The sequence below is a fragment of the Bartonella eidoli genome (assembly GCF_036576145.1).
Classification (GTDB): Bacteria; Pseudomonadota; Alphaproteobacteria; order Rhizobiales; family Rhizobiaceae; genus Bartonella.
Genome location: NZ_JBAFWX010000005.1, coordinates 71,242 through 95,501, shown reverse-complemented (window position 1 = coordinate 95,501; position 24,260 = coordinate 71,242). Strand labels below are relative to the sequence as shown.

Genomic DNA, 24,260 nt, shown 5'->3' with positions numbered 1-24,260 from the left:
TAAATACTGCGCTACATAAAATTCTTCATACTAAGCTTTAGGTGACTGATTCGCTCTAAAAAAGCGAATCATTTTATATTATCTTGTTTATTCCCATCTATTTTTTTTCATCAAACCAGCTTTCAAACCCTTTAATTAAAGCTCCTGTCGCTTGCATCTGCTCCAGCTCTATTTTTATTTCACGAAAAAGATCAAAAATCTCACTACTCGGATTTTTCACAAGCTGCTCTTCAATATCTTGTAATCTTTTATGTAGGTGGTATTCTCGAAGATGCAAGTAGAGGGCCTGTTTTAATACAGCACGAACACCTTCTATACCCCCCCCAGAAAAAATTACATGCATCCCAACATTTCGTACAAGATTCTTCATACGCTCTAAAAGGATTTTAAACCCTCTTTTTTCTAAAAATGCAATCATTTTTTCTTGATCATAAGACTGCTGACTCCCAAGAATTTCTAACATCGATTGATGCAAGCTTATTAATTGAGGATTCTGTAACTCCAACTGAAAAAGAGAGTCAAAGTCTTCATCCCATAACTCAGGATAATAAACTAAAATAAGTAAAATAACTGCTTCACGCAGGGGAATAGCACGCGACAAAGTTTGCACTATATCAGAATTTTCCAACGTAGGAAAAAATGAGTCTTTAAATATTTTATTTTTAAAATCTGGATTGTATCGCCTGATACCTTTTCTTTTAGCAAAAGATGGATAAAAAAAGGTAAAAAGCCGTCTCTTTATATCTTGCAAATAATAACGACGTATATCCTCATCCTTAATCATGAAAATTTGCTGCTTCAGCTGTTTTTCCAAAGCAGCTCGTTCTTCTGGAGTTTCAAAGCGCTTGCCATGAGTAGCGCGCCACCACAAAAACTCAATTAACGAAATTGACTTTTGCACAAAAGAAGAAAAAAGCTCTGCACCATCAGAACGAATAATGTCATCTGGATCTCTACCTTGTGGCAATAAAACAAAACGTATAGATACTCCTACCTTTAAAAAAGGCAGCACACGATCAACAACGCGAGAAGCAGCTTTCAAACCAGCATTATCCCCATCAAAACATAAAATTGGATCAGCCCTCATCTGCCATAAAATCTTAATTTGTGCTTCCGTTAGTGCTGTTCCTAAAGGAGCTACAACTCTTTCAAAACCAGCCTTAGTCAACGTAATCACATCCATATAACCCTCGACAACGAGAATAGAACGGACCTCTTTATCGCCAACAGAGAAAATATTTTTTCGTGCAGTAGCAGCATTATAAAGTATATTTCCTTTATGAAACAGCGTTGTCTCAGGGCTATTGAGATATTTTGCTGGTGTATTTTCATCCAGCGCACGACCTCCAAACGCCACCACACGTCCACGCAAATCTTTAATAGGAAACATAATACGATTTCTAAAACGATCATAGGACGTCACATCCCCTTCACGCGATGTGAGAAGTCCACAATTTTCCATTTGTTTTATTGAAATACCACGTGCACCTAAAGCTTCTTTTAAAGCTGTACGATTCATTGGAGCAAAACCAATCTGAAAACGTTCTATAAGTTTTTCCGTCACGCCGCGCTCATAAAGATAACGACGTGCTTGCTCCCCACCTTTCTGATGTAAGCTATCTTGGAAAAAATCTGTAGCTATTTTCATAACATCATAAAGATCAGCCTTTTCCGCATCAAGTTTATGGCTTTTTGGATCAAAAGCAGGTAATTTTACTCCAGCAAAATCAGCCAAACGCTCTACACTCTCTGAAAAGCGCAGCCCATCGAGTTCGCAAAGGAAAGTAAAGATATCACCACTTACACCACAACCAAAACAATAATAACGACCTTTATGATCATTACAGTGAAAACTTGGAGTCTTTTCAGAATGAAATGGGCAACAACACCAAAAGTCACCTCGCGAAGGCTTACTTTTTTGAGAATCAAACACCACCCTTTTGCCAATAACTGTTGAAATCGGTAATTTTGTGCGGATATCATCAAGAAAATCGGACGGAAAACGCATTCTCTCTCACAAAGTTTTAACTTCCTTTTTGCATATTCCATGACTTTAAAGCATAATTTAAATAATTAATATAAAATAATTGACACCTTCTAAAAGTTCAATTGCATATAATTCAGAAATGGAGATAGAAAATTGATAGAATTTCTTGTTCAATATCCGTTACTAGAAGCCATTTGTTGGCTTATTATTCTTGCTTTTACCGCATTTTTAGGAAATTTATTGGCAAGAAATCTACTCTCTCGCGCAGCAAAACAACTTTCTTCTTTTCTCCCTAAAAATACAACAACTGATCTTGAACAAACTATTCATTACATGGCAGATATTTTTGCAGCCTTTATACTGTCAAATGGTGTTCATTTTATCTCTACATTACCCCAAACAATCAATATTATTATTCGCAATGTTTCTAACGCTTTTATTATTGTTTTCGTGGTCTTAACAATTTCTGCTCTTCTTAATATCGTTAACACTCTTTACGAGCAGCAGCCAACAGCACGATTGAAACCAATAAAAGGTTATATTCAAATCGCTAAAGTTACGCTTTTTACTGTCGCAGCAGTTTTAATGATAGCGACATTACTTGATCGATCGCCCCTTATTCTCTTTTCTGGATTTGGTGCAATGGCAGCTGTCTTCATGCTGATTTTTCAAGATACATTGCTTTCACTTGTCGCAGGTATTCAAATTTCTTCGACCGATATGGTGCGTGTTGGCGATTGGATTGAAATTCCCGATCTCAATGCGGATGGTGATGTAATTGAAATTGCACTTCATACTGTAAAAGTTCGAAATTTTGATAACACAATCACGACAGTTCCTATCCGTAAATTAGTAACCAATTCTTTCAAAAATTGGCGTGGAATGATAGAATCGGGTGGAAGACGTATCAAACGATCCTTATTTATTGACCAATTGAGTATCCGTTTTCACACAGAAAAAGAACAAGAATATCTATCCAAATTTAATTTGTTAGAAAATTATTTTGAAAAAAAAATACCACAAATCAGTGAATGGAATTCTCTATTAAATAAAAATAAAAACGTACTAGCCAATACACGCCGTTTAACCAACATTGGAACCTTTCGTGCTTATGTCTTGGCCTATCTAAAAACACATCTCTATATAAAACAAAATGCAACCATAATAGTGCGACAATTACCTCCTACATCAAACGGATTACCTTTAGAAATTTACTGTTTTACCAATACAACTGTCTGGACAGATTATGAGAAAATTCAATCCGATATTTTTGACCACCTTTATTCTATTCTTCCCAGCTTTGGTCTAAAAGTTTTTCAAAATCCAAGCGGACATGATTTTATTCATGCACTGAAAGAAAAACGGAATGATAAATCTTAATTTTATCAGATTTTTATCAGTCCATATCCATAATCATGGAGAAAAGTGCGCATGAATGGTTCATTGGTACTCATTCATCTTGCAGGTGCTATTTCTTTACTTCTTTGGGCCACTCGCATGGTACGCACAGGGGTTGAACGCGCCTATGGAGATAAGCTTAAGTTTAAAATGTACTATCTCATGTCCAATCCATTTTTTGCTGTGGGTTTTGGACTTTTCACAGCAATGATTTTACAAAGTTCTACAGCAGTAACACTCCTTGTTGGCTCTTTTGTCAATTCTGGTTTTGTCTCTGGTCTTGCAGGACTTATGGCTGTGCGTGGAGGAGAATTAGGATCAGCATTAGTTATCAAAATTCTCTCTTACGACCTCACTATCGTTATACCGTTATGTCTTTTAATCGGCACTTTTATTTTCATGACAACTGAAAAAAGTGACTGGCGTCAAATAGGACGGATCATTATTGGTATTGGCCTTTTAGTTCTATCTTTACAAATGATAAGTGCAGCCACAGAACCTTTACGTGATAGTGCAATCTTGCCTAGCATTATTAACTATCTTTCAACTGATCCTATCTCCTCTTTTTTGTTAGCGGCCACATTGACCTATGTCTTGCACTCGTCCATCGCTGGAATTATCTTGCTACTCAATTTCGCCAACTACCACCTCATTCAGACCCAATTATGTGTCGTAATGGTTCTTGGGGTCAATTTCGGCTCTTCTCTCATAGCGCCACTTTTAACACGCAATGCTCCTCTTGATTCTCGCATTATTCCATTGGGCAATTTACTTATGCGCGGAGCTGGCTCAATACTGATCCTTATTTTATTTCTCTACTTTCAACCGTCCATCACGTGGCTTGGTCGTGATGCCCCTACTCAAGTGGTTAACACTCACATTGCTTTTAATGTTCTTACGCTATTTGCTGGAATACCACTATCAAAGTGGATTTTAAAATTAACAACTAAAATTATTCATATCACTACAAAAAAAAAGCAAATTAATAAAAGTATTAATTTATCCGATCAAACAGCTCTTGATGACAGCGTTATTGAACGCCCAACTTTAGCACTTTCTAACGTTATGCGTGAAGTGATCCATATTTGTGATCTTGTAGACATTATGCTTGAAAAAATTATGGGACTTTATGAAAAGCCGGATCCCAATATCATACGTGAACTCAACCAATTGAATACCATATTAGATAAAAAGCATACTGCCATCAAACTTTATCTTGCACGGTTAGCTGGACAAAAGTTATCCGATGAAGAAGCTTTTCAAATGCAAGAACTGTTAGATGCTTGTATAAAATTAGATCAAGCAGGAGATGTTATCATTCATAATATGCTGATGTTGGTCAAAAAGAAACAAAAAAAAGGTTTACAATTCAGCGATGATGGATGGAATGACCTACTTCGTTTTCATTCCATTGTCTTAGCCAATGCGCATATCGCATTTAATGTCCTTGTTTCGCGTGACACACACACGGCACATTTATTGGTGCAAAAAAAAGATCATCTTCGAAATTTGGAAAAAGAGATGGGTCTTAAGCATTTTAAACGTCTCCGTGAGAGCGGCTTAAAGAATATAGAATCGTCTAGTCTTCATCTCGATACTGTGCATGATCTGAAACAGATAAACTCTCTTTTGACCTCAATGATTTACCCAATTTTAGAAGCACAGGGACTACTCAAAAGTTCCCGTCTACGGAATCCTCCTAAACAATAAATGGAAAAACCGTTATTTTGAAAATCATTCATTATCAAAGAAATGAATAGTTATTACTTCCATGGAAGAAGTACATTATCAAAATATAAAATATAAACTTAACTAAAATAATGTACTTTACCAATTTAAATTACAAAGCCAATTGAACAATTTAAGTAAAATTTTTTTATACCAATTTACATATTATTGATATGAATTTAAAAACTTCCTTTCTAATATTTTAAGAAAAAAATTCATTGCTTGCGCTATTGTATTTTATTCTTTTTATTTGTTCAAAAATTAGAAAAACTGCATACGAGTACACTCTTTTATACTCTTTAGCTTCTTTACAGCAATCAGTTAATCTTTTTAATAAAATGACTATTGGCTTTAGAGATTTTGAAACCATGACCAAAAACATATTGTACAAATATATTTCTGAAGTTAGCACTGAACTCACAGTACGATCGGATTATTTGTAAAAAAAATTGTTACCGATGACATCTGTTCCTCAAACTTAAAAAGGCTTGAACTTTATAAAAGACACCCTAACTGTGAAAATAGTTTAGGTATAAGGAAAAAGGGGGATTCAATGGAAGACACACATATTGGATGGATTGCAGCTATTGTTGTTGGTGGATTAGCCGGTTGGGCAGCCCAATACGTTATGAAAAGTCAAACTAAAATACTTCTAGACGTTTTTTTAGGAATTGCTGGAGCTGCATTAGCAAGCTCTCTTTTAAGTCTTTTTGGAATTAACCTTTCAGGTTGGATAGGCTATCTTATTTCAGGCTTTATTGGAGCATGTATCCTCATATGGTTGGGACGTAAAGTTCGGTTATAGTCTTTTCAGGAAAAATTTTCGAAATTTTACATCCTTTTAATTGTAAAAACTACTGCCATTATCAGCAAGGAGAGTTAAAATTAACGGATAAAAAATTTTGTGAGTGATTTTTGTGAGTGATTATAGTTATATTTTAAATGATTAACTAAAAATCCTTGAGAAACATATCTCTTCTTTTACTCACATCCAGTCATACATAAAGAGAAAAATTTACGTCAACAATGACTCTAATATCAGAAACGCTCATTATATTTCTATAATTTATTATTAAATATCAATTATATTCGAAATATTCAATGCCTTAATGTATTATGACTCTGGTATAAGTGCTAATAATCCAAATTTATAAAATAAATACATCCATAACAGAATTGAATATTTCGAATAGAGCTGCGATAATAGAATAGTTAATGAATATCAGTCTGCATAAGCTATACTAAGGCTTAAAAAATTTGCCTTGTATCATTTTTGGCTATTTTTCAATGTAATAAATGGTATTATATCTCTATAATCATGAAAACCGATTTAATAGGATATATCATCCTCTTCAGCTGTACAATCCGATTATACGACCACTCTATTCAATTTATTAAAGAAGAATAACAATATCCTAAAATTCTGACATAGATATTATACATTATAAAAAATAATACCAAACCCTAGAAAATCCAAAACAGGACTTTACCTCTTAAGGGAATATACCTATACTTTCACTTCAAAATAGAATATCGCAATAGCAATACACACAGAATCTATCGTTCTTTTCGTATAATGCTATCATTATACCTTTCAATTACGCATTGTGGGCACAAATTATGACACAAACTACCTCATCTCACAATCCTTGGAATATAAGGAGCAAACCAACAGCGTTGCTGATATTGGCAGATGGAACAATTATTGAAGGTAAAGGAGCAGGTGCTACAGGTATTGTCGAAGCCGAAATATGCTTCAATACTGCGATGACGGGCTATGAAGAAATCCTTACAGATCCATCATATAAGAAACAAATCGTTAATTTCACTTTTCCTCACATCGGCAATGTAGGCACAAATGGTGAAGATATCGAAGATCTTACACCTCTAAATTTCCATGGTGCAGTTGGGGCTATTTTTAAAGCAGATATCACTCATCCTTCTAATTATCGTGCAAATAAAAATTTTAACCAATGGCTCAAAGCACGTCAAATTATTGCACTTCATGGCATTGATACACGGGCGTTAACTACTCTAATCCGTGAAAAAGGAATGCTAAATGGTATCATTGCTCATGACCAAAACGGAAATTTTGATATCAATTTCTTAAAAGAACGTGCACAAAAATGGACTGGTCTTATCAATCTTGATTTAGCAAAGGAAGCCACATCAAAACAGCTGGTAGAATGGAATGAAAAACCGTGGGTGTGGAATAAAGGCTATAGCGCAAATAACACATATAATGTTCACATAGTTGCAATTGACTATGGTATTAAACGTAATATTCTTAGACTTATCGCTGCACAAGGTGCGCGCATAACTATCGTACCAGCACATACAACTTCAAAAGAAATTTTTGCAATGAAACCTGATGGTATTTTTCTTTCTAATGGGCCAGGAGATCCAGCTGCCACAGCCAATTATGCTGTTCCAACCATTAAAGAACTCATTGAAAGTAATATACCGCTTTTTGGCATATGCCTCGGACATCAACTTTTAGCTCTTGCTGTTGGAGCTAAAACCATCAAAATGCATCAAGGGCATCATGGCGCTAATCATCCCGTTAAGGACTTTATCACTGGAAAAGTTGAAATTGTGTCCATGAATCATGGTTTTACTGTAGATACCACATCTCTGCCACAATGTGTTGAAGAAACACATGTGTCTCTCTTTGATGGTTCAAACTGTGGTATTCGAATTATCGGAAAGCCAATTTTTTCTGTTCAACATCATCCTGAAGCTTCTCCGGGTCCACAAGACAGCCATTATTTATTTCAACGTTTTTACAATCTCATTATGGACTATAAAAAGCAGTTGAATTAAATAACCTCATCTTTTATTCTTTTTTTGTAAAGAATTATTTCTTTTTATAAATTGAGTGATTTACTCTTATTTTAATGTAATATCAATTTTTATATTATATATTGTTAGAACAATACTTTATTGTTAAAAGTATTAATATAAAATTATTGTTATACTAATTAATAAAAGCAAAAAATTTAAATACTCTTATTTTAATATATATTTATAATAAATAGAAAATTATATCGCTAATAACATTCCATATTGATACAATAAATAACTTTCTTAAAGCAACAATATTATATTATCTGTGCTAGGAATTTAATTTATAAAAGATAGTCTCTCTTATTTTTAATCTTATATCTTAACAATATTCATAGAGAAGAATATAACACAATATCTATCAACGAACATCATTTTCATATTTATAAAGCAATACACCAAGTAGAATAATAATATTTTCTTTTTAATAATTCCTACTGCATTTAAATAATCTTTTCATCGTTGAGATTCAGCCATTCTACCACCATTTTTTTTAATATATGATGGGATATCCCCTTTTTTATGACCCAATCACTAAACAATTTTTTTTGATTTATAATAAGGGTATTTAAAAACATAAGGTTATATATCTCTGAAATAAGTTCATATGTAGAGTTTTGTGACTTTAAACCAGTTATTTTTAAAATAAACTATAAAAAAATTTTTATGAAGTATAATAACCAATTTTGTAAAATACATACAATGTTTTTTGCAATGTTATCATCTAACAAAATCTAGCTAAATCTGAAATATAATACAGAAGATGTACAATTGAAAAATAGCAGTCCCAATTTTTGTATACCTATGGAAACTCATCATACAAAAAAATCGTCATAAAAATAAAAATATAATATCGTACATCACATTAAAAAAAATTCACATTTTAGGATATTTTTACAATAAATTAACTATGGTTGTTACTTGTTTTTGGTTTGAATTTTAAAAACATCAAAAAGATTGAACAAAAAAACTTAAAAGAACCAACATGTTATGCAATATATACCATTGCATATAAGAAACTTACTTATCACTTGAAAACTTCATTTATCACAAACAAATGCTTATTTATGTTCTGCTAACCATGTTAGTTTTTCCAATTATGAAAAAAACATGGAAAAAGTATTTTCTAACTTACTTTCTTTGTTTATTAACTTATAAAACTATTTTAGCAGCAAATTTAAATACTTTGCTTTCCGCAATAGCAAAGCACGGGTGTTTGTCATAGGAAGAGAATATGCCAAAGCGTACAGATATAAAATCTATTCTTATCATTGGAGCAGGACCTATTATCATTGGTCAAGCATGTGAATTTGACTATTCTGGAACACAAGCTTGTAAGGCATTAAAAGAAGAAGGTTACCGAATTATTTTGGTTAATTCCAATCCTGCCACTATTATGACGGATCCAGATATAGCTGATGCAACATATATTGAACCCATCACACCTGAGATAGTTGCTAAAATTATTGCTCATGAGCGCCCTAATGCTCTCTTGCCAACTATGGGAGGACAAACAGCACTCAATACCGCTTTATCATTAAAGCGCATGGGGATATTAGACCGCTATAATGTTGAAATGATAGGTGCAAATGCTGAAGCAATTGATAAAGCTGAAGATCGTGCCTTATTTCGTCAAGCAATGGAAAAAATTGGTTTAGAAACACCGCGCTCTATCTTAGCCAATGCCACTGAGCTTAAAGAGGAAAATCGCAAACTATACGCAAAAAAATGTGATGAACTTAAAGCGCAACTTTCTGGTGATGCATTCGATGAGGCATTAGAAAAACTTGAAAAAAATTGGCATCATGCAGAAACGGAACGTAAAAAACACTATGTAGCACATGCTACCGCAAAAGCTGTTCAAGCTCTTGATATCGTTGGTCTTCCAGCCATTATCCGTCCTTCATTTACTCTTGGTGGTACAGGTGGTGGAATTGCATACAATCGCTCTGAATTCTACGAAATTATTGAACGCGGCCTTGAAGCTTCACCCACAACAGAAGTTCTGATTGAAGAAAGTGTTTTGGGGTGGAAAGAATATGAAATGGAAGTCGTCCGTGACAAAAACGATAACTGTATCATTGTCTGTTCTATCGAAAATATTGATCCTATGGGAATACATACCGGTGATTCCATTACTGTAGCTCCTGCCCTCACTTTAACCGATAAAGAATATCAACGTATGCGGAATGCATCGATAGCTGTACTGCGTGAAATTGGCGTGGAAACAGGAGGATCTAATGTACAATTTGCTGTCAATCCCCAAGATGGTCGCTTGATTGTTATTGAAATGAACCCTCGTGTTTCTCGCTCTTCAGCACTTGCCTCAAAAGCAACAGGTTTCCCAATCGCCAAGGTAGCAGCTAAATTAGCAGTTGGTTATACACTTGATGAATTAAAAAATGATATTACAGGTGGAACAACACCAGCATCATTTGAACCTACTATCGATTATATTGTTACCAAAATTCCTCGTTTCGCTTTCGAAAAATTTCCTGGTTCATCATCTGTTTTAGCAACTGCAATGAAGTCTGTAGGAGAGGTCATGGCGATTGGCCGAACTTTTCAAGAATCCTTGCAAAAAGCTTTACGCGGACTTGAAACAGGTCTTACAGGATTTGATGAAATTACAATTCCTGAACATGCTGAAGGTGATGAACAAAACTCTATACGGTCTGTCATCGCGATACCAAGTCCCGATCGTCTACGCTATATAGCTCAAGCAATACGCATGGGTTTATCCTTACATGAAATTCACCAAATTAGCAAAATTGACCAATGGTTTTTAGAACAAATAGCTTCCATCATTGAAATGGAACAGTGCATCCGCACTCATGGGCTACCTGAAGATGCATATAATTTACGCATGTTAAAAGCTATGGGTTTTTCGGATGCACGATTAGCCACTCTTACCGGGAAAGAACCTGATGATATTGCTGATTTGCGCAAAGCACTAAATGTCAAACCTGTTTTTAAACGTATTGATACCTGCGCAGCTGAATTTTATTCTCCCACAGCATATATGTATTCAACCTATGAAGTTCCCTTTGCAGGGATTGAACATTCAGAAGCGCAAGTTTCTGAACGAAAAAAGGTAGCAATTTTAGGGGGAGGCCCCAATCGTATTGGACAAGGCATTGAATTTGACTATTGTTGTTGCCACGCTGCTTTTGCATTACAAGATGCAGGCTTTGAAGCCATTATGATTAACTGTAACCCCGAAACAGTCTCAACTGATTATGATACATCTGACCGTCTTTACTTTGAATCTTTGACAACAGAAGATGTTTTAGAAATTTTAAACACAGAAAAAGAAAGAGGAGAATTGATTGGTGTTATTGTTCAATTTGGCGGACAAACGCCCTTAAAACTAGCAAGTGCACTCGAAAAAAATAATATCCCTATTTTAGGAACCTCACCTGATGCTATTGATTTAGCAGAAGATAGAGATCGCTTTCAAAAATTATTACGCAAACTTAATTTAACACAACCAAAAAATGGTATTGCTCACTCAATTGAACAAGCCCGCCTTGTTGCCCATGAATTAGGTTTTCCATTAATCGTACGTCCTTCTTATGTTCTAGGAGGGCGTGCTATGCAAATTATCCGCGATGAGAAAACCTTGCAAAACTATTTACTCGAAATAGTTCCTGAATTAATATCAGAAGACATCAAAGCCCGCTATCCCAATGATAAAACAGGACAGATCAATATACTGCTTGGGGAAAATCCTCTTTTATTCGATACCTATCTTACAGAAGCTATTGAAGTAGATGTTGACTGTCTGTGTGATGGAAAAGAAACGCTAATCGTTGGTATCATGGAACATATTGAAGAAGCCGGCATTCACTCTGGCGATTCAGCCTGTTCCTTACCAGTACGTACACTTTCACGTGCATTAGTAACTGAATTGGAACGTCAAACCAAAGCATTAGCACAAGCATTGCATATTCGTGGTTTTATGAATATACAATATGCCATAAAAAATGAAATGATTTATGTTCTAGAAATCAACCCGCGTGCTTCGCGTACTGTTCCATTCGTTGCAAAAACAATTGGCCGTCCCATTGCTAAAATGGCTGCACGTATTATGGCAGGAGAAACACTTCATAGCACTCTCCAAGCTTATGGTGGATTACCATCTATACAACAAAAACAACGTATAGCTGTAAAAGAAGCTGTCTTTCCTTTTGCACGTTTTCCAGGCGTCGACACACTGCTTGGTCCTGAAATGCGTTCAACAGGTGAAGTTATGGGGCTTGATTATGATTTTGCACTTGCTTTTGCTAAAGCTCAACTTGGAGCTGGTGTTGAACTTCCACAAGAAGGAACTGTGTTCGTGTCTGTCAAAGATGACGACAAAAAACGCATTTTAACTCCTGTTAAGCATCTAACGGAACTTGGCTTTTCTGTTTTAGCAACAAGTGGAACACAAAAATTTCTTTCCGAACATAACATTAAGGCAGAAAAAATCAATAAAGTCCTAGAAGGACACCCTCACATTGAAGATGCTATTCACAATCGACAAATTCAATTAATTTTTAATACAACTAACACCGCCAGTGCTATTTCAGATTCTAAATCTCTGCGCTATGCAGCACTTATGCAAAAAGTCCCATACTACACAACAGTGGCCGGTGCTGAAGCTGCAAGTAAAGCCATAAAGGCTCTCAAAAAAAATAGTCTCGAAGTACGCTCATTGCAAAGTTATTTTACTTAAAAAAGTTTTCCTATGCGCAAAAGCATATCATCTTCTACATTTTTATTTATCGTTTTATATGAAAAGATATTTAATAAAGCTTGCTTTTCATTCAAAAAAAAATTAAGAGTATCAAGTCGAACTTTCGGTTATGTGACTTTCTTTCCTGTATGGCTTTCGCTCATTTTTAAGCGGCATGCATTTTGACGAGACTTCTCCCACCTAATTTCGATTGAGAACTGTATTGAATGCTTTTGGCTTCAGTATGTAATAATGTATTATTCTAAGGAGTTTCCTATGTCTACAGGAACAGTTAAGTGGTTTAATTCTACAAAAGGATTTGGATTTATTCAACCTAATGACGGAAGTGCAGATGTGTTCGTGCACATTTCCGCCGTTTCGCGTTCTGGTTTAAATGATCTAAAAGAAGGACAAAAAATTTCTTACGAAGTTCTTCAAGATCGTCGTTCAGGAAAATTGGCTGCGAATAACCTTACAGTCCTTTGATTTTTTAGGTTTTTCTGCTATTTATATTTTCAAATCCTTACCTATAAAGTAAGGATTTTTTCATAAAAGCTCAATTTTTAACTTATGAACCTCACCATCCGTCCTTGTAAGAACCATTAATGAATATGCTTTTCCCCTTCTCCTTAAAGCTTTCATAATTTTATCATCCAAAACTGCTTGCTTAAAGAATTATAAAAAATACCACTTAACCTGAAATAAAATCCTTTGATAATATTTCTGCAATTTTTTATTGCATATAATATAATATCTTCTAAAATATCTTTGAAATTTTCTCACATTTCATAAGGAATCTGATTATGGCTTTTATCGCCGATAAGCTTTTTTGTATCAAACCTTCTGCAACAATTTCTGTTTCTCAAAAAGCACGTAACTTAAAAGCATTAGGTCGTGATGTCATTGCTTTAAGCGCTGGAGAACCTGATTTTGATACGCCAGACAACATCAAAAATGCTGCCATAGAAGCTATTCAGCGTGGAGAAACAAAATATACGCCTATATCTGGTATTCCAGAATTGCGTCAAGCAATTGCTGCAAAATTCAAAAGAGAAAACAATCTTGTTTATGAACCAGAGCAAATCATTGTTGGGACAGGAGGAAAACAAATCCTCTTTAATGCATTTATGGCAACTTTAAATAAAGGAGACGAAGTTATCATTCCATCTCCTTATTGGGTAAGTTATCCAGAAATGATCACTCTTAACGGTGGTATAGCTCGCTTTGTAGAAACAAAAGCTGAATTTTCTTATAAACTACAACCCCAAGATTTAGAGTCTACCATTACAGATAAAACGAAATGGTTTGTTTTTAATTCCCCTTCAAATCCATCAGGAGCAGCTTATACCTATGATGAATTAAAAAAGCTAACAGATGTTTTATTGAAATATCCTCATGTATATATCCTTACTGACGATATATATGAACATTTAACATATGAAGGCTTTAATTTTGTCACACCAGCTCAAGTAGAACCAAAGCTTTACGATCGAACCCTCACAATGAATGGGGTTTCAAAAGCATATGCTATGACAGGTTGGAGAATTGGTTACGCAGGCGGACCACAACAATTAATTAAAGCTATGGATACCATTCAAGGTCAACAAACTTCTGGTACAAGCTCTATTTCGCAATGGGCAGCAGTTGAGGCACTCAATGGTCCACAAGACTTTATCTCTCGAAATAAAAGTATTTTTCAAGCACGCCGTGATCTCGTTGTTTCCATGTTAAATCAAGCTCCTGGCATTCACTGCCCAACACCAGAAGGTGCCTTTTATGTTTATCCTTCCTGTGCAAAGCTCATCGGAAAAAAAACCCCCTCAGGTCAGGTTATAAAAAATGACGAAGACTTTGTAATAGCGCTTCTCGAAACAGAATCTGTAGCTGTAGTTCATGGATCCGCTTTTGGACTTGGTCCAGCATTTCGTATTTCTTATGCAACGTCAGAAAAACTACTTAAAGAAGCTTGCTTACGTATCCAACGCTTTTGTGATAGTTTGCTTTAAAGCTTGAGATATATCCATGTTTTAGATTTATAGTTCCTTTTGAATGATATTTTTTGCGAGTTGAATATGGATAAACTATTACATTCCATAGAAAATTGCATATTAATAAAAGTGATATGATCTCAAAAATTAAAGTTTTTTAAATGCTTTTTCGGCTACATAATGTGCAAACAACTTTAACATGATATCTACATAGAATAGAACTCTTTTTCATGTTAAAACAAAACGGCTAACTGCTTTAATTTATAAGATAAAATAGCTTTTCTCAGATTGTTATACGTCATCAAATATTATAGCTACTGAAATTTGTAATCTGTGATTTTAAAAATTTGATACTTACAGTATATGATCTATTACATTTTTATTTTACAGTAACTGACTAACCAAAGTATTTTCAATTCTGTTCCAAAGATTTGACCATTTTTAGAGTACTTAAACATTCTTAAGATATTTCAAATTATCTCCCTCATAATTTTTAAATCAATTTTCTATTTTTTCAAAAACAAAAAAAACCGGACAAAAATGCCCGGCAAAGTTATAAATTCTCAGAGATAAAATCAATCTGAAAATTCTTACAAGGGAACACTCAAGAAAATGCAATGGGAGGCAACATAATCAAGAGATGGTAATTTTATGTCATTTTCTACGAAGAAGAACAATAAAAACTTACGCGTACCTGCTATGCAATAAACACATAGCTAAAATATATTCACCACTAAAAAGGCCATTTACGCGCTTTGAGAAAAATATAATCTCGAAAAGCCTTTAATTTTGCCACATTTTTTAAAGCATCAGAATAACAAAAGAAAGTATCAAAAGAAGGAATATCAGCTATATCAGGGAAAAGCCGTACACATCGATCATCATTATTCACAATATAGTCAGGGAGCACAGCAATACCAAGATCATGTATAAGTGCGTTCTTAATTGAAATAATATTATTAATTTGTAATACTGGAACACGCATATATCCATCATTTCTTCCAGCCTTTGTCAGCCAATTTAAGCCAGATAGATAAGCTGGAACAGGTTCACCAAATGAAATGATGCGGTGTGCATCCAACTCAGATAATTTTTCTGGTTTACCGTAACTTTTAATATAGTTTTTTGAAGCATAAACATGCATATGAATCGTAAATAATTTTCTTTGTATCAGATCAGGCTGTTGAGGTTGACATAAGCGAATTGCGCAATCTGCATGACGCATTACCAGATCAAGTTCTTCATCGGCAAACAAGAGTTGAATTTGCATATCTGGGTAAAGACTAAGAAACTCAGGCATATGCTCTACAAGCCATCCTGCTCCCATTCCAAAGGTCGATGTAACACGCAAACACCCAGTTGGCTTTTCACAGCTTTCACCTAACTGCAAGCGTGCTCTTTCAAGCTTTACCAAAACATCACGCGCTGTACGATAAAGAATTTCACCTTGTTCTGTCAAAATCAAACCACGCGCATGACGCTGGAATAAAGACACCCCGACATCCTGTTCTAAAACTGAAACTTGTCGTGAAATTGCCGACTGAGATAAATGAAGTTTTTGAGCTGCATGCGTAAAAGAACCCGCCTCTGCTGCAGCATGAAAAATTCTTAACTTATCCCAATCCAATGGTGACATCACAACTTTTCCTTCAATTTTTTATTTTTATGGATGTCTGGTTTTACGTATTTACACCTGCAAATCTAAAAATCTCTCTGCCTCCAACGCAGCCATACACCCCCTTCCAGCTGCTGTTATAGCTTGGCGAAACTTATCATCTGCAACATCTCCTGCAGCAAAAACACCAGCAACACTTGTTGCCGTTGAATCCGGAGCTGTCCACAAATAGCCACCTTGCTTCTGCTTCAGCTGCCCTTCAAATAAAGAGACCGCAGGATCATGCCCAATAGCAATAAATATTCCATCTGCATTTACCTTTACCTCTTGATCAGTCTTAATATTTTTAAGCCGTGCGCCCGTTACCATAGCTCCCCTTGAAGTCTGACCTGACAAACCAATAATCTCTTCTACCACATGATTCCACATGACATGTACATTATCACAAGAAAGCAGCCTATCCTGCAAAATTTTTTCTGCTCGAAAATAATCCCGCCGATGAATGATAGTTACGGTTTTAGCTAAATTTGATAAATAAAGAGCCTCTTCAACAGCTGTATTTCCACCTCCTACAACAAGAACATCTTTATCACGGTAGAAAAAACCGTCACATGTAGCACAAGCAGATACACCCCCTCCCATAAATGTCTGTTCGCTTTCTAAACCAAGCCAACGCGCCTGTGCTCCTGTCGCAATAATCAACGTATCACAAAAATACTGCGTTCCTGAATCACCATATAAAACAAAAGGACGCTCTGATAAATTAGCTTTTACAATGACATCATAAATGATTTTTGTGCCCATATGTTCAGCTTGTTTTGCCATCTGCTCCATCAACCATGGTCCTTTAACTGGAGTAGAAAAACCTGGATAATTTTCAACATCAGTTGTAATCGTCAACTGCCCACCCTGCTGTAATCCAGTAACCAAGACCGGTTGAAGCATTGCTCTAGCAGCATAGATCGCAGCTGTATAACCAGCCGCTCCCGAGCCAATAATAAGCAAGCGAATATGCGATTGCACCATAAAACCCCTTTCACTTCTTGTCTTTTTATTACTTTATAAGTTATAATAAAATACAGCCTTAAAAAAAACACTTTTCAACAGCTTAACTTATTTCAACAGCTTAACTTAAATGTGTATACATATCTTTCTTATTTTTTATAAAGGGTTGCTTATCGACTTATCAGAAAACACTTCTTAATGTAGAAATTTGGCTTTATCTTGTGAGCAAGAGATTCCAAATAGGTAAGGAAACTGGAACAAAATAACAAAAGATAGGGAATAATCATTTTTCAATTTATTATTAATGTCTGTGCGCGTTTTGCGTTAATCATGGGAATGGCGATGCTTTTGCCAGTGTTTATAGATTTACACGATGGCAATCGGGACTGGAAGGTTTTTCTTTATTCTTGTGTCATGACTACTATGTTGGCAACACTGGTTCTTTTGGCAACAAGGGGTGTTACTTGTCGTTTTTCAGCGCGACTTGGCTTCATGCTTACTGCTTGTCTTTGGCTAACAGGAAGCATTATGGGCGCTTTACCCCTTTATCTCTCTTCTCTTCCAATTTCTCTTGCAGGAGCAATTTTTGAGTCGGTTTCTGGAATTACAACCACAGGTTCTACAGTAATTAATGGTCTTGATCATTTATCGCGTAGTATCTTATTATGGCGTTCTATTATGTGCTGGATTGGAGGTATTGGTTTTGTTGGTTTAGCACTATTGCTCTTGCCTTCACTCCGCGTTGGAGGTGTTCAGCTTTTTCATATGGAATCATCAGATAAATCTGAAAAAATACTGCCTCGTATTAACCAAATCGCCAATGGAATTATCATAGCTTACGTTGGATTAACACTTGCTTGCACGCTCTCCTATTTTGCTGCTGGTATGACCCTATTTGATGCAATAAACCATGCGATGAGCACAATCGCAACAGCTGGTTTTTCAACTCACGATACTTCTTTTGCTTATTTTGCTGATAAGCCAGCTATTTTGATTGTTGCAACAACCTTCATGTTACTTTCTGCTTTACCCTTCGTGCTTTATGTTAAATTAGTGCTTCCTGGTCGCTCTAAGCGCTGTATTGATCCTCAAGTAATTGTTTTTCTAAATATTGTTCTCCTTTTTAGCTTTGCTTTAGCGGCATGGATGCGATTTCATGAGCACCGTACCTTTTATTGGATTTTCCTTGATGTAATTTTTCATCTTTCATCTATCATTAGCACTACTGGCTATAGTGCTGAAGATTATCAACTTTGGGGACCTTTTGCACTTGGTATCTTTTTCATTATTTCCTTTACTGGCGGATGCGCTGGTTCTACATCTGGTGGAATGAAGATCAATCGCTTAATCATACTTTGGCGTATTGCACAAACAAATATGGCAAAACTTCTCTCTCCTAATATAATTGTAAAAACTCACTATGATCATTCTAATATCTCTAGTGATGTTTCTAAAGCCGTTTTATTTTTTGTATGCCTTTATATGTTCTGTCTTATTATTGGAACTGCACTTCTACTCACAACTGGTCTTGACTTTACCTCTGCCTTTACGGGTGTTTTAACTGCACTGTCCAATATTGGACCAGGTTTCGGAGACATTATTGGCCCTGTTGGCAATTTTTCTACAATCAATGACAATGCTTTATGGATTTTAAGCTTTATGATGTTAGCCGGTCGTCTTGAAATTATAACAATATTTATATTTTTTATCCCTGCCTTCTGGCGTGAACAATTTTAATATATTGTAACATCTAATTTTAAGCAATTAAACTGATGAAATAACTTCAAACCAATAACCAACGACAAAAATGATATGAGAACTTTCCCCTCACAACCTCATCTTACATACATCAAATATTCCAAACTATACTTAAGCCAAAACTATAAATTATGATTGAATAAATTTTACAATATAAAATAAATAACTCTTATTTTTGAATAGAAGTTTTCAATATAAGTTATAATACTTCTATTTTAAAATAGATAGATTAACAGCGTTAAAGTATAGCCTTATATTTGTCAAAATAAACAGTACGTATAAAATTTATATAAATTAAAAAATACAAATTTATTACTATTTTTAAATATACTCTTTATTTTATAATATCAAATCACATAAAAATACTTATTTACTTGTTGTTCACTAAAACCTTTAAGTACATTTCTAGCATTCATTCTGTAAACATTGTTTTATAAACATTATCAATTGCAAAGGCCTCTTTTTCCAAAGGAAAGTGAGTACGAACATGGTCTAAAGCTTTTTTCCCTGCTAACCGTGTTTTTTCTAAATCAGAAAGATAAGGTTCTATCGCCGAGGTTAAAGCCAATCCATCTCCCATTTTTACAACCGTTCCTGTTCCTTCTACCACTAATTCTGTAAAAGCCCCTGCATCGCTAGTTACTACAGCCGTTTGAGATGCCATTGCTTCTAATGGGGTCAAACCAAAACCCTCTATTCGAGAAGGTGCCACATAAAGCGATAAACGACGATACCACAAAGGTGTATCCAACACCTCACCGAGAAAAATAATGCGATCATTTAAACCGGATTCAGAAATTTTATAGCGCAACTCTTTTTCAAAACGAAAATGCTGCACCGTAGTACGACCAGCAATAATTGCTGTCCAATCAGGATAGCGTGGCAACAATTCTATCATTGCCTCCACAAACAAATCAGTGCCTTTAGAATGACGCACACGCCCAAAACACCCTATCGCATACTTCCCAGGCAACCCAGATGAAGAAAAATAATCATCAATATTTTTAGGAGGTGAAAAACGCCTAACATCCACCCCATGCATAATAACATGATGGGGCACTTTTAGATAAGATCCTGTCCGTACACTGGTTGCAATAACTTGATCCATACAACGAATCAGCCCTTTTGTAAAAGGCTTATGATAACGTTGAGATGCCGATGTAAAAACAAGTCTAAGCTTCATTCGCAGAATATCTCGCAAGAACACCCCGAACAACATTTCAATATTACGTCGAGCATGCCAAATACGAAATGGTTTCCCTTTAGGGCCTTTCCAAAGCCCTAAGAGATCCTTACAGGAAATAGCCGGTAAATCTTGCGGCAACCCCACCCCGAAAGTAGATATGCGCACATTATTCTTTCGTTGCAACGGAACCAGCTGAATAATTGTAGACGTCACCCCTGATAAACGCCTTTTAAAATGAGGTGCAATAATTTCTGTATCTTCCAACGATACATGCATAGCAATAAACAATAAGAAATTAAATTAGTTTAAATATCATCCGCTCAACTACCATTCTCTAATCAAATATACTGAACCTGAATAATTTCATAGTTATGCGAACCACCTGGAGCATTTACTTCAATTACATCACCTTCTTGCTTCCCGATGAGTGCACGTGCAATAGGAGAAGAAATAGAAATTTTACCAGTTTTTACATCAGCCTCTTGATCGCCAACAATTTGATATACCTTTTTCTCTTCAGTATCTTCATCTAAAAGCTTTATAGTGGCTCCAAATTTAATTTTATCACCAGAAAGGCGTGAGACATTGATTACTTCTGCACGTGCAATATAATCTTCAAGCTCATTTATACGCCCTTCATTATGACTTTGCGCCTCTTTAGCAGCTTGATATTCAGCATTTTCAGATAAATCACCGTGCGCCCGCGCCTCAGAGATTGATTCAATAATTCGTGGACGCTCCTGTTGTTGACGCCAACGCAATTCTTCTTTTAGACTTTCAAAACCAGTTGTAGTCATCGGAACTTTTTCCATCATCCGTCCCTTTCTGTTACATGGAAGGCTCAATAAAAACACAAAAAACGGCTCCCAAAATTACTTTTGGAATCCGAAAACCACAATTTCTTTTATTATATAGTACAGCATCTTTGTTTTCCATATAAAAATAAAAAATGATCAAAGCAAAGCATTTCCTAATCGGGTTCATATCATTTTCAAAATCCAAAATTCACTAACTAAGCTCTTTAAAAAAAAGAGAAATGGAAGAAACAATTGTCTTTTTTGCTGTTTTGTCCTAACCTAGCATAAGGTATCTTGCATAAAAGTGAGAAGGAGAAAATTCTGGATAAGAATCTTCTTGAGAAAATGAAAAAGTTGATATTTTTTTTTGCGTTTAGCTTCCTCTTTCTGTTTACAAAAACAGGCAACTGTATAGATGCTTTTGTTACGGAAAATCTTAATTTTAGAATGGGACCAAGTGTGCAATCTGCATTCCGTGGTTTAATTCCTGCAGGACAATTGATATTTGTCCAAGTTTGTAGACAAGAATGGTGCTACATCAGATATAATGCCCAAACAGGATGGGTATCATCTCGTTACCTTTCATTTAAAGATGGAAATGACCTTTATCGTTCATATACGAGACTTTCATTCACAAATAACATCCATTATTAATAGCAGTTTTAGTAAATATAAATTAATATTACATTTGATCATTGTACACAAAAAAATTACAAACAATAGTACGCTTATTATTATAATAAAAATTTCTGCCTTCAATTAACCAACTTATATTTAAATCAACTCAATTTTCTTAATAATACTTTTCCGCTATCTTAATTGAGTTATAAAATTTAGTGAGTATTTACTTCAAAACAACAGAAGTTTTATATCAAAGGATGTAAAAATGAAAAATGGTGTCACAGCAACAGTGGAAGCTCTTTCTGCACTCATTGCATCAGGAAATCCTCTTTTTAAAAATGGAGAATTATGGACACCTCACCGCCCTATTCGTCCTGAAAAATCTGAAGGCGGTATTCCATTTCAGATAAAAACATCTTTTGAACCTGCAGGGGATCAACCTCAAGCAATTAAAACTTTGATTGAGGGAATTGAAAAAAATGAGCATACTCAAGTTCTCTTAGGTGTCACTGGCTCCGGAAAAACCTACACAATGGCAAAAATCATTGAAAAAACACAACGACCAGCCTTAATTTTAGCACCCAATAAAACTCTAGCTGCTCAACTCTATGGAGAATTTAAAAACTTTTTTCCCAGCAATGCTGTTGAGTATTTTGTTTCTTATTATGACTATTATCAACCAGAAGCATATGTTGCACGCTCTGATACTTACATTGAAAAAGAATCATCCATTAACGAACAAATCGACCGCATGCGCCACGCAGCAACACGCGCCGTATTAGAACGTGACGATGTCATTATCGTTGCATCTGTATCCTGTATTTACGGTATTGGTTCAGTAGAAACTTACACTACTATGACCTTACAAATAAAAAAAGGTGACAGGCTTGACCAACGTAAATTACTCTCTGATTTAGTTGCTCAGCACTATCACCGACAAGATATAAACTTTATTCGTGGTTCTTTTCGTGTTCGAGGCGATACAATAGAGATTTTTCCTGCTCACCTCGAAGATCGCGCTTGGCGTATTTCATTATTTGGCAATGAAGTAGAAACAATTACTGAATTTGATCCTCTAACAGGACAAAAAACAGATGACCTTCAATTCATTAAGATTTATGCGAATTCACACTATGTCACCCCACGACCAACGTTAAATCAGGCAATAAAGTCAATAAAAATGGAATTAGCCCATCGTCTCGATGAACTGAATACAGCTGGTAGGCTTTTAGAGGCACAACGTTTAGAACAGCGTACAATTTTTGATTTAGAAATGTTAGAGACAACTGGCTCATGCCCTGGGATTGAAAATTATTCACGCTATTTGACAGGACGAAAGCCTGGCGAACCACCTCCAACTTTATTTGAATATATTCCAAATAATGCTCTTGTTTTTATTGATGAAAGCCATGTCACCATTCCACAAATTGGTGGTATGTATCGCGGTGACTTTAGACGAAAAGCTACTCTAGCAGAATATGGATTTCGCCTTCCATCTTGTATGGACAATCGTCCTTTACGCTTTGAAGAATGGGATGCTATGCGTCCACAAACAATCGCTGTCTCTGCAACACCAGGAAGTTGGGAAATAGAACAGTCTCACGGTATTTTTGCTGAACAAGTTATTCGTCCGACAGGGCTTATTGACCCACGAATAGAAGTCCGCCCAGCATGCAGCCAAGTTGATGATACTGTATACGAAATTCGTAAAACAATGCAAAAAGGCTACCGTACATTAGTAACGGTATTGACGAAGCGTATGGCTGAAGATTTAACAGAATATTTCCATGAGCAAGGTATTCGTGTACGCTATATGCACTCTGACATTGACACATTAGAACGCATTGAAATTCTGCGTGATCTGCGGCTTGGTACCTTTGATGTTTTAATTGGTATCAACTTACTCCGAGAAGGCCTAGATATTCCAGAATGCGGTTTTGTTGCTATTTTAGATGCCGATAAAGAAGGTTTTTTGCGCTCTGAAACTTCACTCATACAAACAATTGGACGCGCTGCACGTAACATAGATGGTCGAGTTATCCTTTATGCAGACACAATCACTGGCTCCATGGAACGAGCTTTACAAGAAACAGAAAGACGCCGACAAAAGCAAATAAAATACAATGAAGAACATAATATCGTCCCTACAAGCATCAAAAAAGATATTAATGATATTCTTGCTTCAGAATGCGAAAATGGCCATACCCAAACAAATATTCCTGATTTTACTACAAAGAATGATATGGTTGGTAAGAATTTAACATCCCACATTCAACGTCTTGAAAAATTAATGCGTGCAGCAGCAGCTGACTTGAATTTTGAAGAAGCTGCACAACTTCGTGATAAAATCAAACAACTACAGAAAATAGAACTAACAATTACTGACAATCCTTTAATGCACCATAGCGACTAATTCCACTCGCCTTTTTACAATCAAAACTTTTTTCTAAACTGAAGTTTAATACATAATATCTACAGTCAATGAGAGTTTTAAAAAATTAATTTAATAAAAGGCTAATAATGAACAACATCATTGGTGTAACAGCTACCAAGTCAGATAAAAAGGAGTTTACCTAATAGACAATCCAAAAATTTTAATTTTTTTAAATACAA

Annotated in this window: 14 protein-coding genes and 1 pseudogene; 10 read left to right on the top strand and 5 right to left on the bottom strand. The window is 35.4% G+C overall.

The window, feature by feature from the left end:
* Window positions 1-68: 68 nt before the first annotated feature.
* Window positions 69-2,008, bottom strand: a pseudogene (dnaG, locus tag V5N68_RS04625) (DNA primase).
* 132 nt (window positions 2,009-2,140) lie between these two features.
* On the opposite strand from dnaG, the gene V5N68_RS04620 reads away from it, so the two are divergent.
* The 7 genes from V5N68_RS04620 (at window position 2,141) to V5N68_RS04590 (ending at window position 14,683) form a co-directional block, all read left to right on the top strand.
* On the top strand, window positions 2,141-3,367 hold the full coding sequence (locus V5N68_RS04620) for a mechanosensitive ion channel family protein (RefSeq protein ID WP_332066015.1): 1,227 nt from the start codon (window positions 2,141-2,143) through the stop codon (window positions 3,365-3,367).
* A gap of 51 nt (window positions 3,368-3,418) precedes the next feature.
* Complete coding sequence (locus tag V5N68_RS04615; protein WP_332066014.1) at window positions 3,419-5,095, top strand: Na/Pi cotransporter family protein; 1,677 nt, start codon at window positions 3,419-3,421, stop codon at window positions 5,093-5,095.
* Between the two features lie 571 nt (window positions 5,096-5,666).
* Window positions 5,667-5,918, top strand: coding sequence for a GlsB/YeaQ/YmgE family stress response membrane protein (locus tag V5N68_RS04610; protein WP_332066013.1), 252 nt, complete (start codon window positions 5,667-5,669; stop codon window positions 5,916-5,918).
* 815 nt (window positions 5,919-6,733) lie between these two features.
* Window positions 6,734-7,936, top strand: coding sequence for a glutamine-hydrolyzing carbamoyl-phosphate synthase small subunit (gene carA / locus V5N68_RS04605; RefSeq protein WP_332066012.1), 1,203 nt, complete (start codon window positions 6,734-6,736; stop codon window positions 7,934-7,936).
* 1,255 nt (window positions 7,937-9,191) lie between these two features.
* Window positions 9,192-12,677, top strand: a complete 3,486-nt coding sequence (carB, locus tag V5N68_RS04600) for a carbamoyl-phosphate synthase large subunit (protein ID WP_332066011.1) — start codon at window positions 9,192-9,194, stop codon at window positions 12,675-12,677.
* A 276-nt stretch (window positions 12,678-12,953) separates the two neighbouring features.
* Window positions 12,954-13,163 carry a cold-shock protein gene (locus V5N68_RS04595; RefSeq protein WP_332066010.1) on the top strand — a complete coding sequence of 70 codons (210 nt, stop codon included), beginning with the start codon at window positions 12,954-12,956 and terminating at the stop codon, window positions 13,161-13,163.
* 317 nt (window positions 13,164-13,480) lie between these two features.
* Window positions 13,481-14,683: a pyridoxal phosphate-dependent aminotransferase gene (locus tag V5N68_RS04590; protein ID WP_332066009.1), complete on the top strand. Its 1,203-nt coding sequence runs from the start codon at window positions 13,481-13,483 to the stop codon at window positions 14,681-14,683.
* 715 nt (window positions 14,684-15,398) lie between these two features.
* Here V5N68_RS04590 and V5N68_RS04585 read toward each other — a convergent pair.
* Together V5N68_RS04585 and trxB are read right to left on the bottom strand one after the other, a co-directional pair.
* Window positions 15,399-16,304 (bottom strand): LysR family transcriptional regulator, encoded by a 906-nt coding sequence (locus V5N68_RS04585; protein WP_332066008.1) that lies wholly within the window; start codon window positions 16,302-16,304, stop codon window positions 15,399-15,401.
* Between the two features lie 48 nt (window positions 16,305-16,352).
* Window positions 16,353-17,306 (bottom strand): thioredoxin-disulfide reductase, encoded by a 954-nt coding sequence (gene trxB / locus V5N68_RS04580; RefSeq protein WP_332066007.1) that lies wholly within the window; start codon window positions 17,304-17,306, stop codon window positions 16,353-16,355.
* A gap of 321 nt (window positions 17,307-17,627) precedes the next feature.
* Here trxB and V5N68_RS04575 point away from each other — a divergent pair, with 321 nt between their 5' ends.
* The gene (locus tag V5N68_RS04575; protein ID WP_332066006.1) at window positions 17,628-19,022 is read left to right on the top strand and encodes a TrkH family potassium uptake protein; all 1,395 of its coding nucleotides are present in this window, start codon (window positions 17,628-17,630) and stop codon (window positions 19,020-19,022) included.
* Window positions 19,023-19,455: 433 nt separating this feature from the next.
* On the opposite strand, the gene V5N68_RS04570 is transcribed toward V5N68_RS04575, so the two are convergent.
* Both V5N68_RS04570 and greA read right to left on the bottom strand, forming a co-directional pair.
* Window positions 19,456-20,505: a glycosyltransferase family 4 protein gene (locus V5N68_RS04570; RefSeq protein WP_332066005.1), complete on the bottom strand. Its 1,050-nt coding sequence runs from the start codon at window positions 20,503-20,505 to the stop codon at window positions 19,456-19,458.
* Window positions 20,506-20,567: 62 nt separating this feature from the next.
* Entirely contained in the window at window positions 20,568-21,041 is a 474-nt protein-coding gene (gene greA, locus V5N68_RS04565) for a transcription elongation factor GreA (protein WP_332066052.1), read from the bottom strand.
* A gap of 330 nt (window positions 21,042-21,371) precedes the next feature.
* On the opposite strand from greA, the gene V5N68_RS04560 reads away from it, so the two are divergent.
* Together V5N68_RS04560 and uvrB are read left to right on the top strand one after the other, a co-directional pair.
* Window positions 21,372-21,680, top strand: a complete 309-nt coding sequence (locus tag V5N68_RS04560; RefSeq protein WP_332066004.1) for an SH3 domain-containing protein — start codon at window positions 21,372-21,374, stop codon at window positions 21,678-21,680.
* A 232-nt stretch (window positions 21,681-21,912) separates the two neighbouring features.
* On the top strand, window positions 21,913-24,060 hold the full coding sequence (uvrB, locus tag V5N68_RS04555; RefSeq protein ID WP_332066003.1) for an excinuclease ABC subunit UvrB: 2,148 nt from the start codon (window positions 21,913-21,915) through the stop codon (window positions 24,058-24,060).
* Window positions 24,061-24,260: the final 200 nt, after the last annotated feature.

What these genes read in the sequence shown, in the direction of transcription:
- V5N68_RS04615 (WP_332066014.1), top strand. Translation starts at nt 3,419, where the DNA reads ATGAATGGTTCATTGGTACTCATTCATCTTGCAGGTGCTATTTCTTTA.
- V5N68_RS04610 (WP_332066013.1), top strand. Translation starts at nt 5,667, where the DNA reads ATGGAAGACACACATATTGGATGGATTGCAGCTATTGTTGTTGGTGGA.
- carA (WP_332066012.1), top strand. Translation starts at nt 6,734, where the DNA reads ATGACACAAACTACCTCATCTCACAATCCTTGGAATATAAGGAGCAAA.
- carB (WP_332066011.1), top strand. Translation starts at nt 9,192, where the DNA reads ATGCCAAAGCGTACAGATATAAAATCTATTCTTATCATTGGAGCAGGA.
- V5N68_RS04595 (WP_332066010.1), top strand. Translation starts at nt 12,954, where the DNA reads ATGTCTACAGGAACAGTTAAGTGGTTTAATTCTACAAAAGGATTTGGA.
- V5N68_RS04590 (WP_332066009.1), top strand. Translation starts at nt 13,481, where the DNA reads ATGGCTTTTATCGCCGATAAGCTTTTTTGTATCAAACCTTCTGCAACA.
- trxB (WP_332066007.1), bottom strand. Translation starts at nt 17,306, where the DNA reads ATGGTGCAATCGCATATTCGCTTGCTTATTATTGGCTCGGGAGCGGCT.
- V5N68_RS04575 (WP_332066006.1), top strand. Translation starts at nt 17,628, where the DNA reads ATGCTTTTGCCAGTGTTTATAGATTTACACGATGGCAATCGGGACTGG.
- V5N68_RS04570 (WP_332066005.1), bottom strand. Translation starts at nt 20,505, where the DNA reads ATGCATGTATCGTTGGAAGATACAGAAATTATTGCACCTCATTTTAAA.
- greA (WP_332066052.1), bottom strand. Translation starts at nt 21,041, where the DNA reads ATGGAAAAAGTTCCGATGACTACAACTGGTTTTGAAAGTCTAAAAGAA.
- V5N68_RS04560 (WP_332066004.1), top strand. Translation starts at nt 21,372, where the DNA reads ATGAAAAAGTTGATATTTTTTTTTGCGTTTAGCTTCCTCTTTCTGTTT.
- uvrB (WP_332066003.1), top strand. Translation starts at nt 21,913, where the DNA reads ATGAAAAATGGTGTCACAGCAACAGTGGAAGCTCTTTCTGCACTCATT.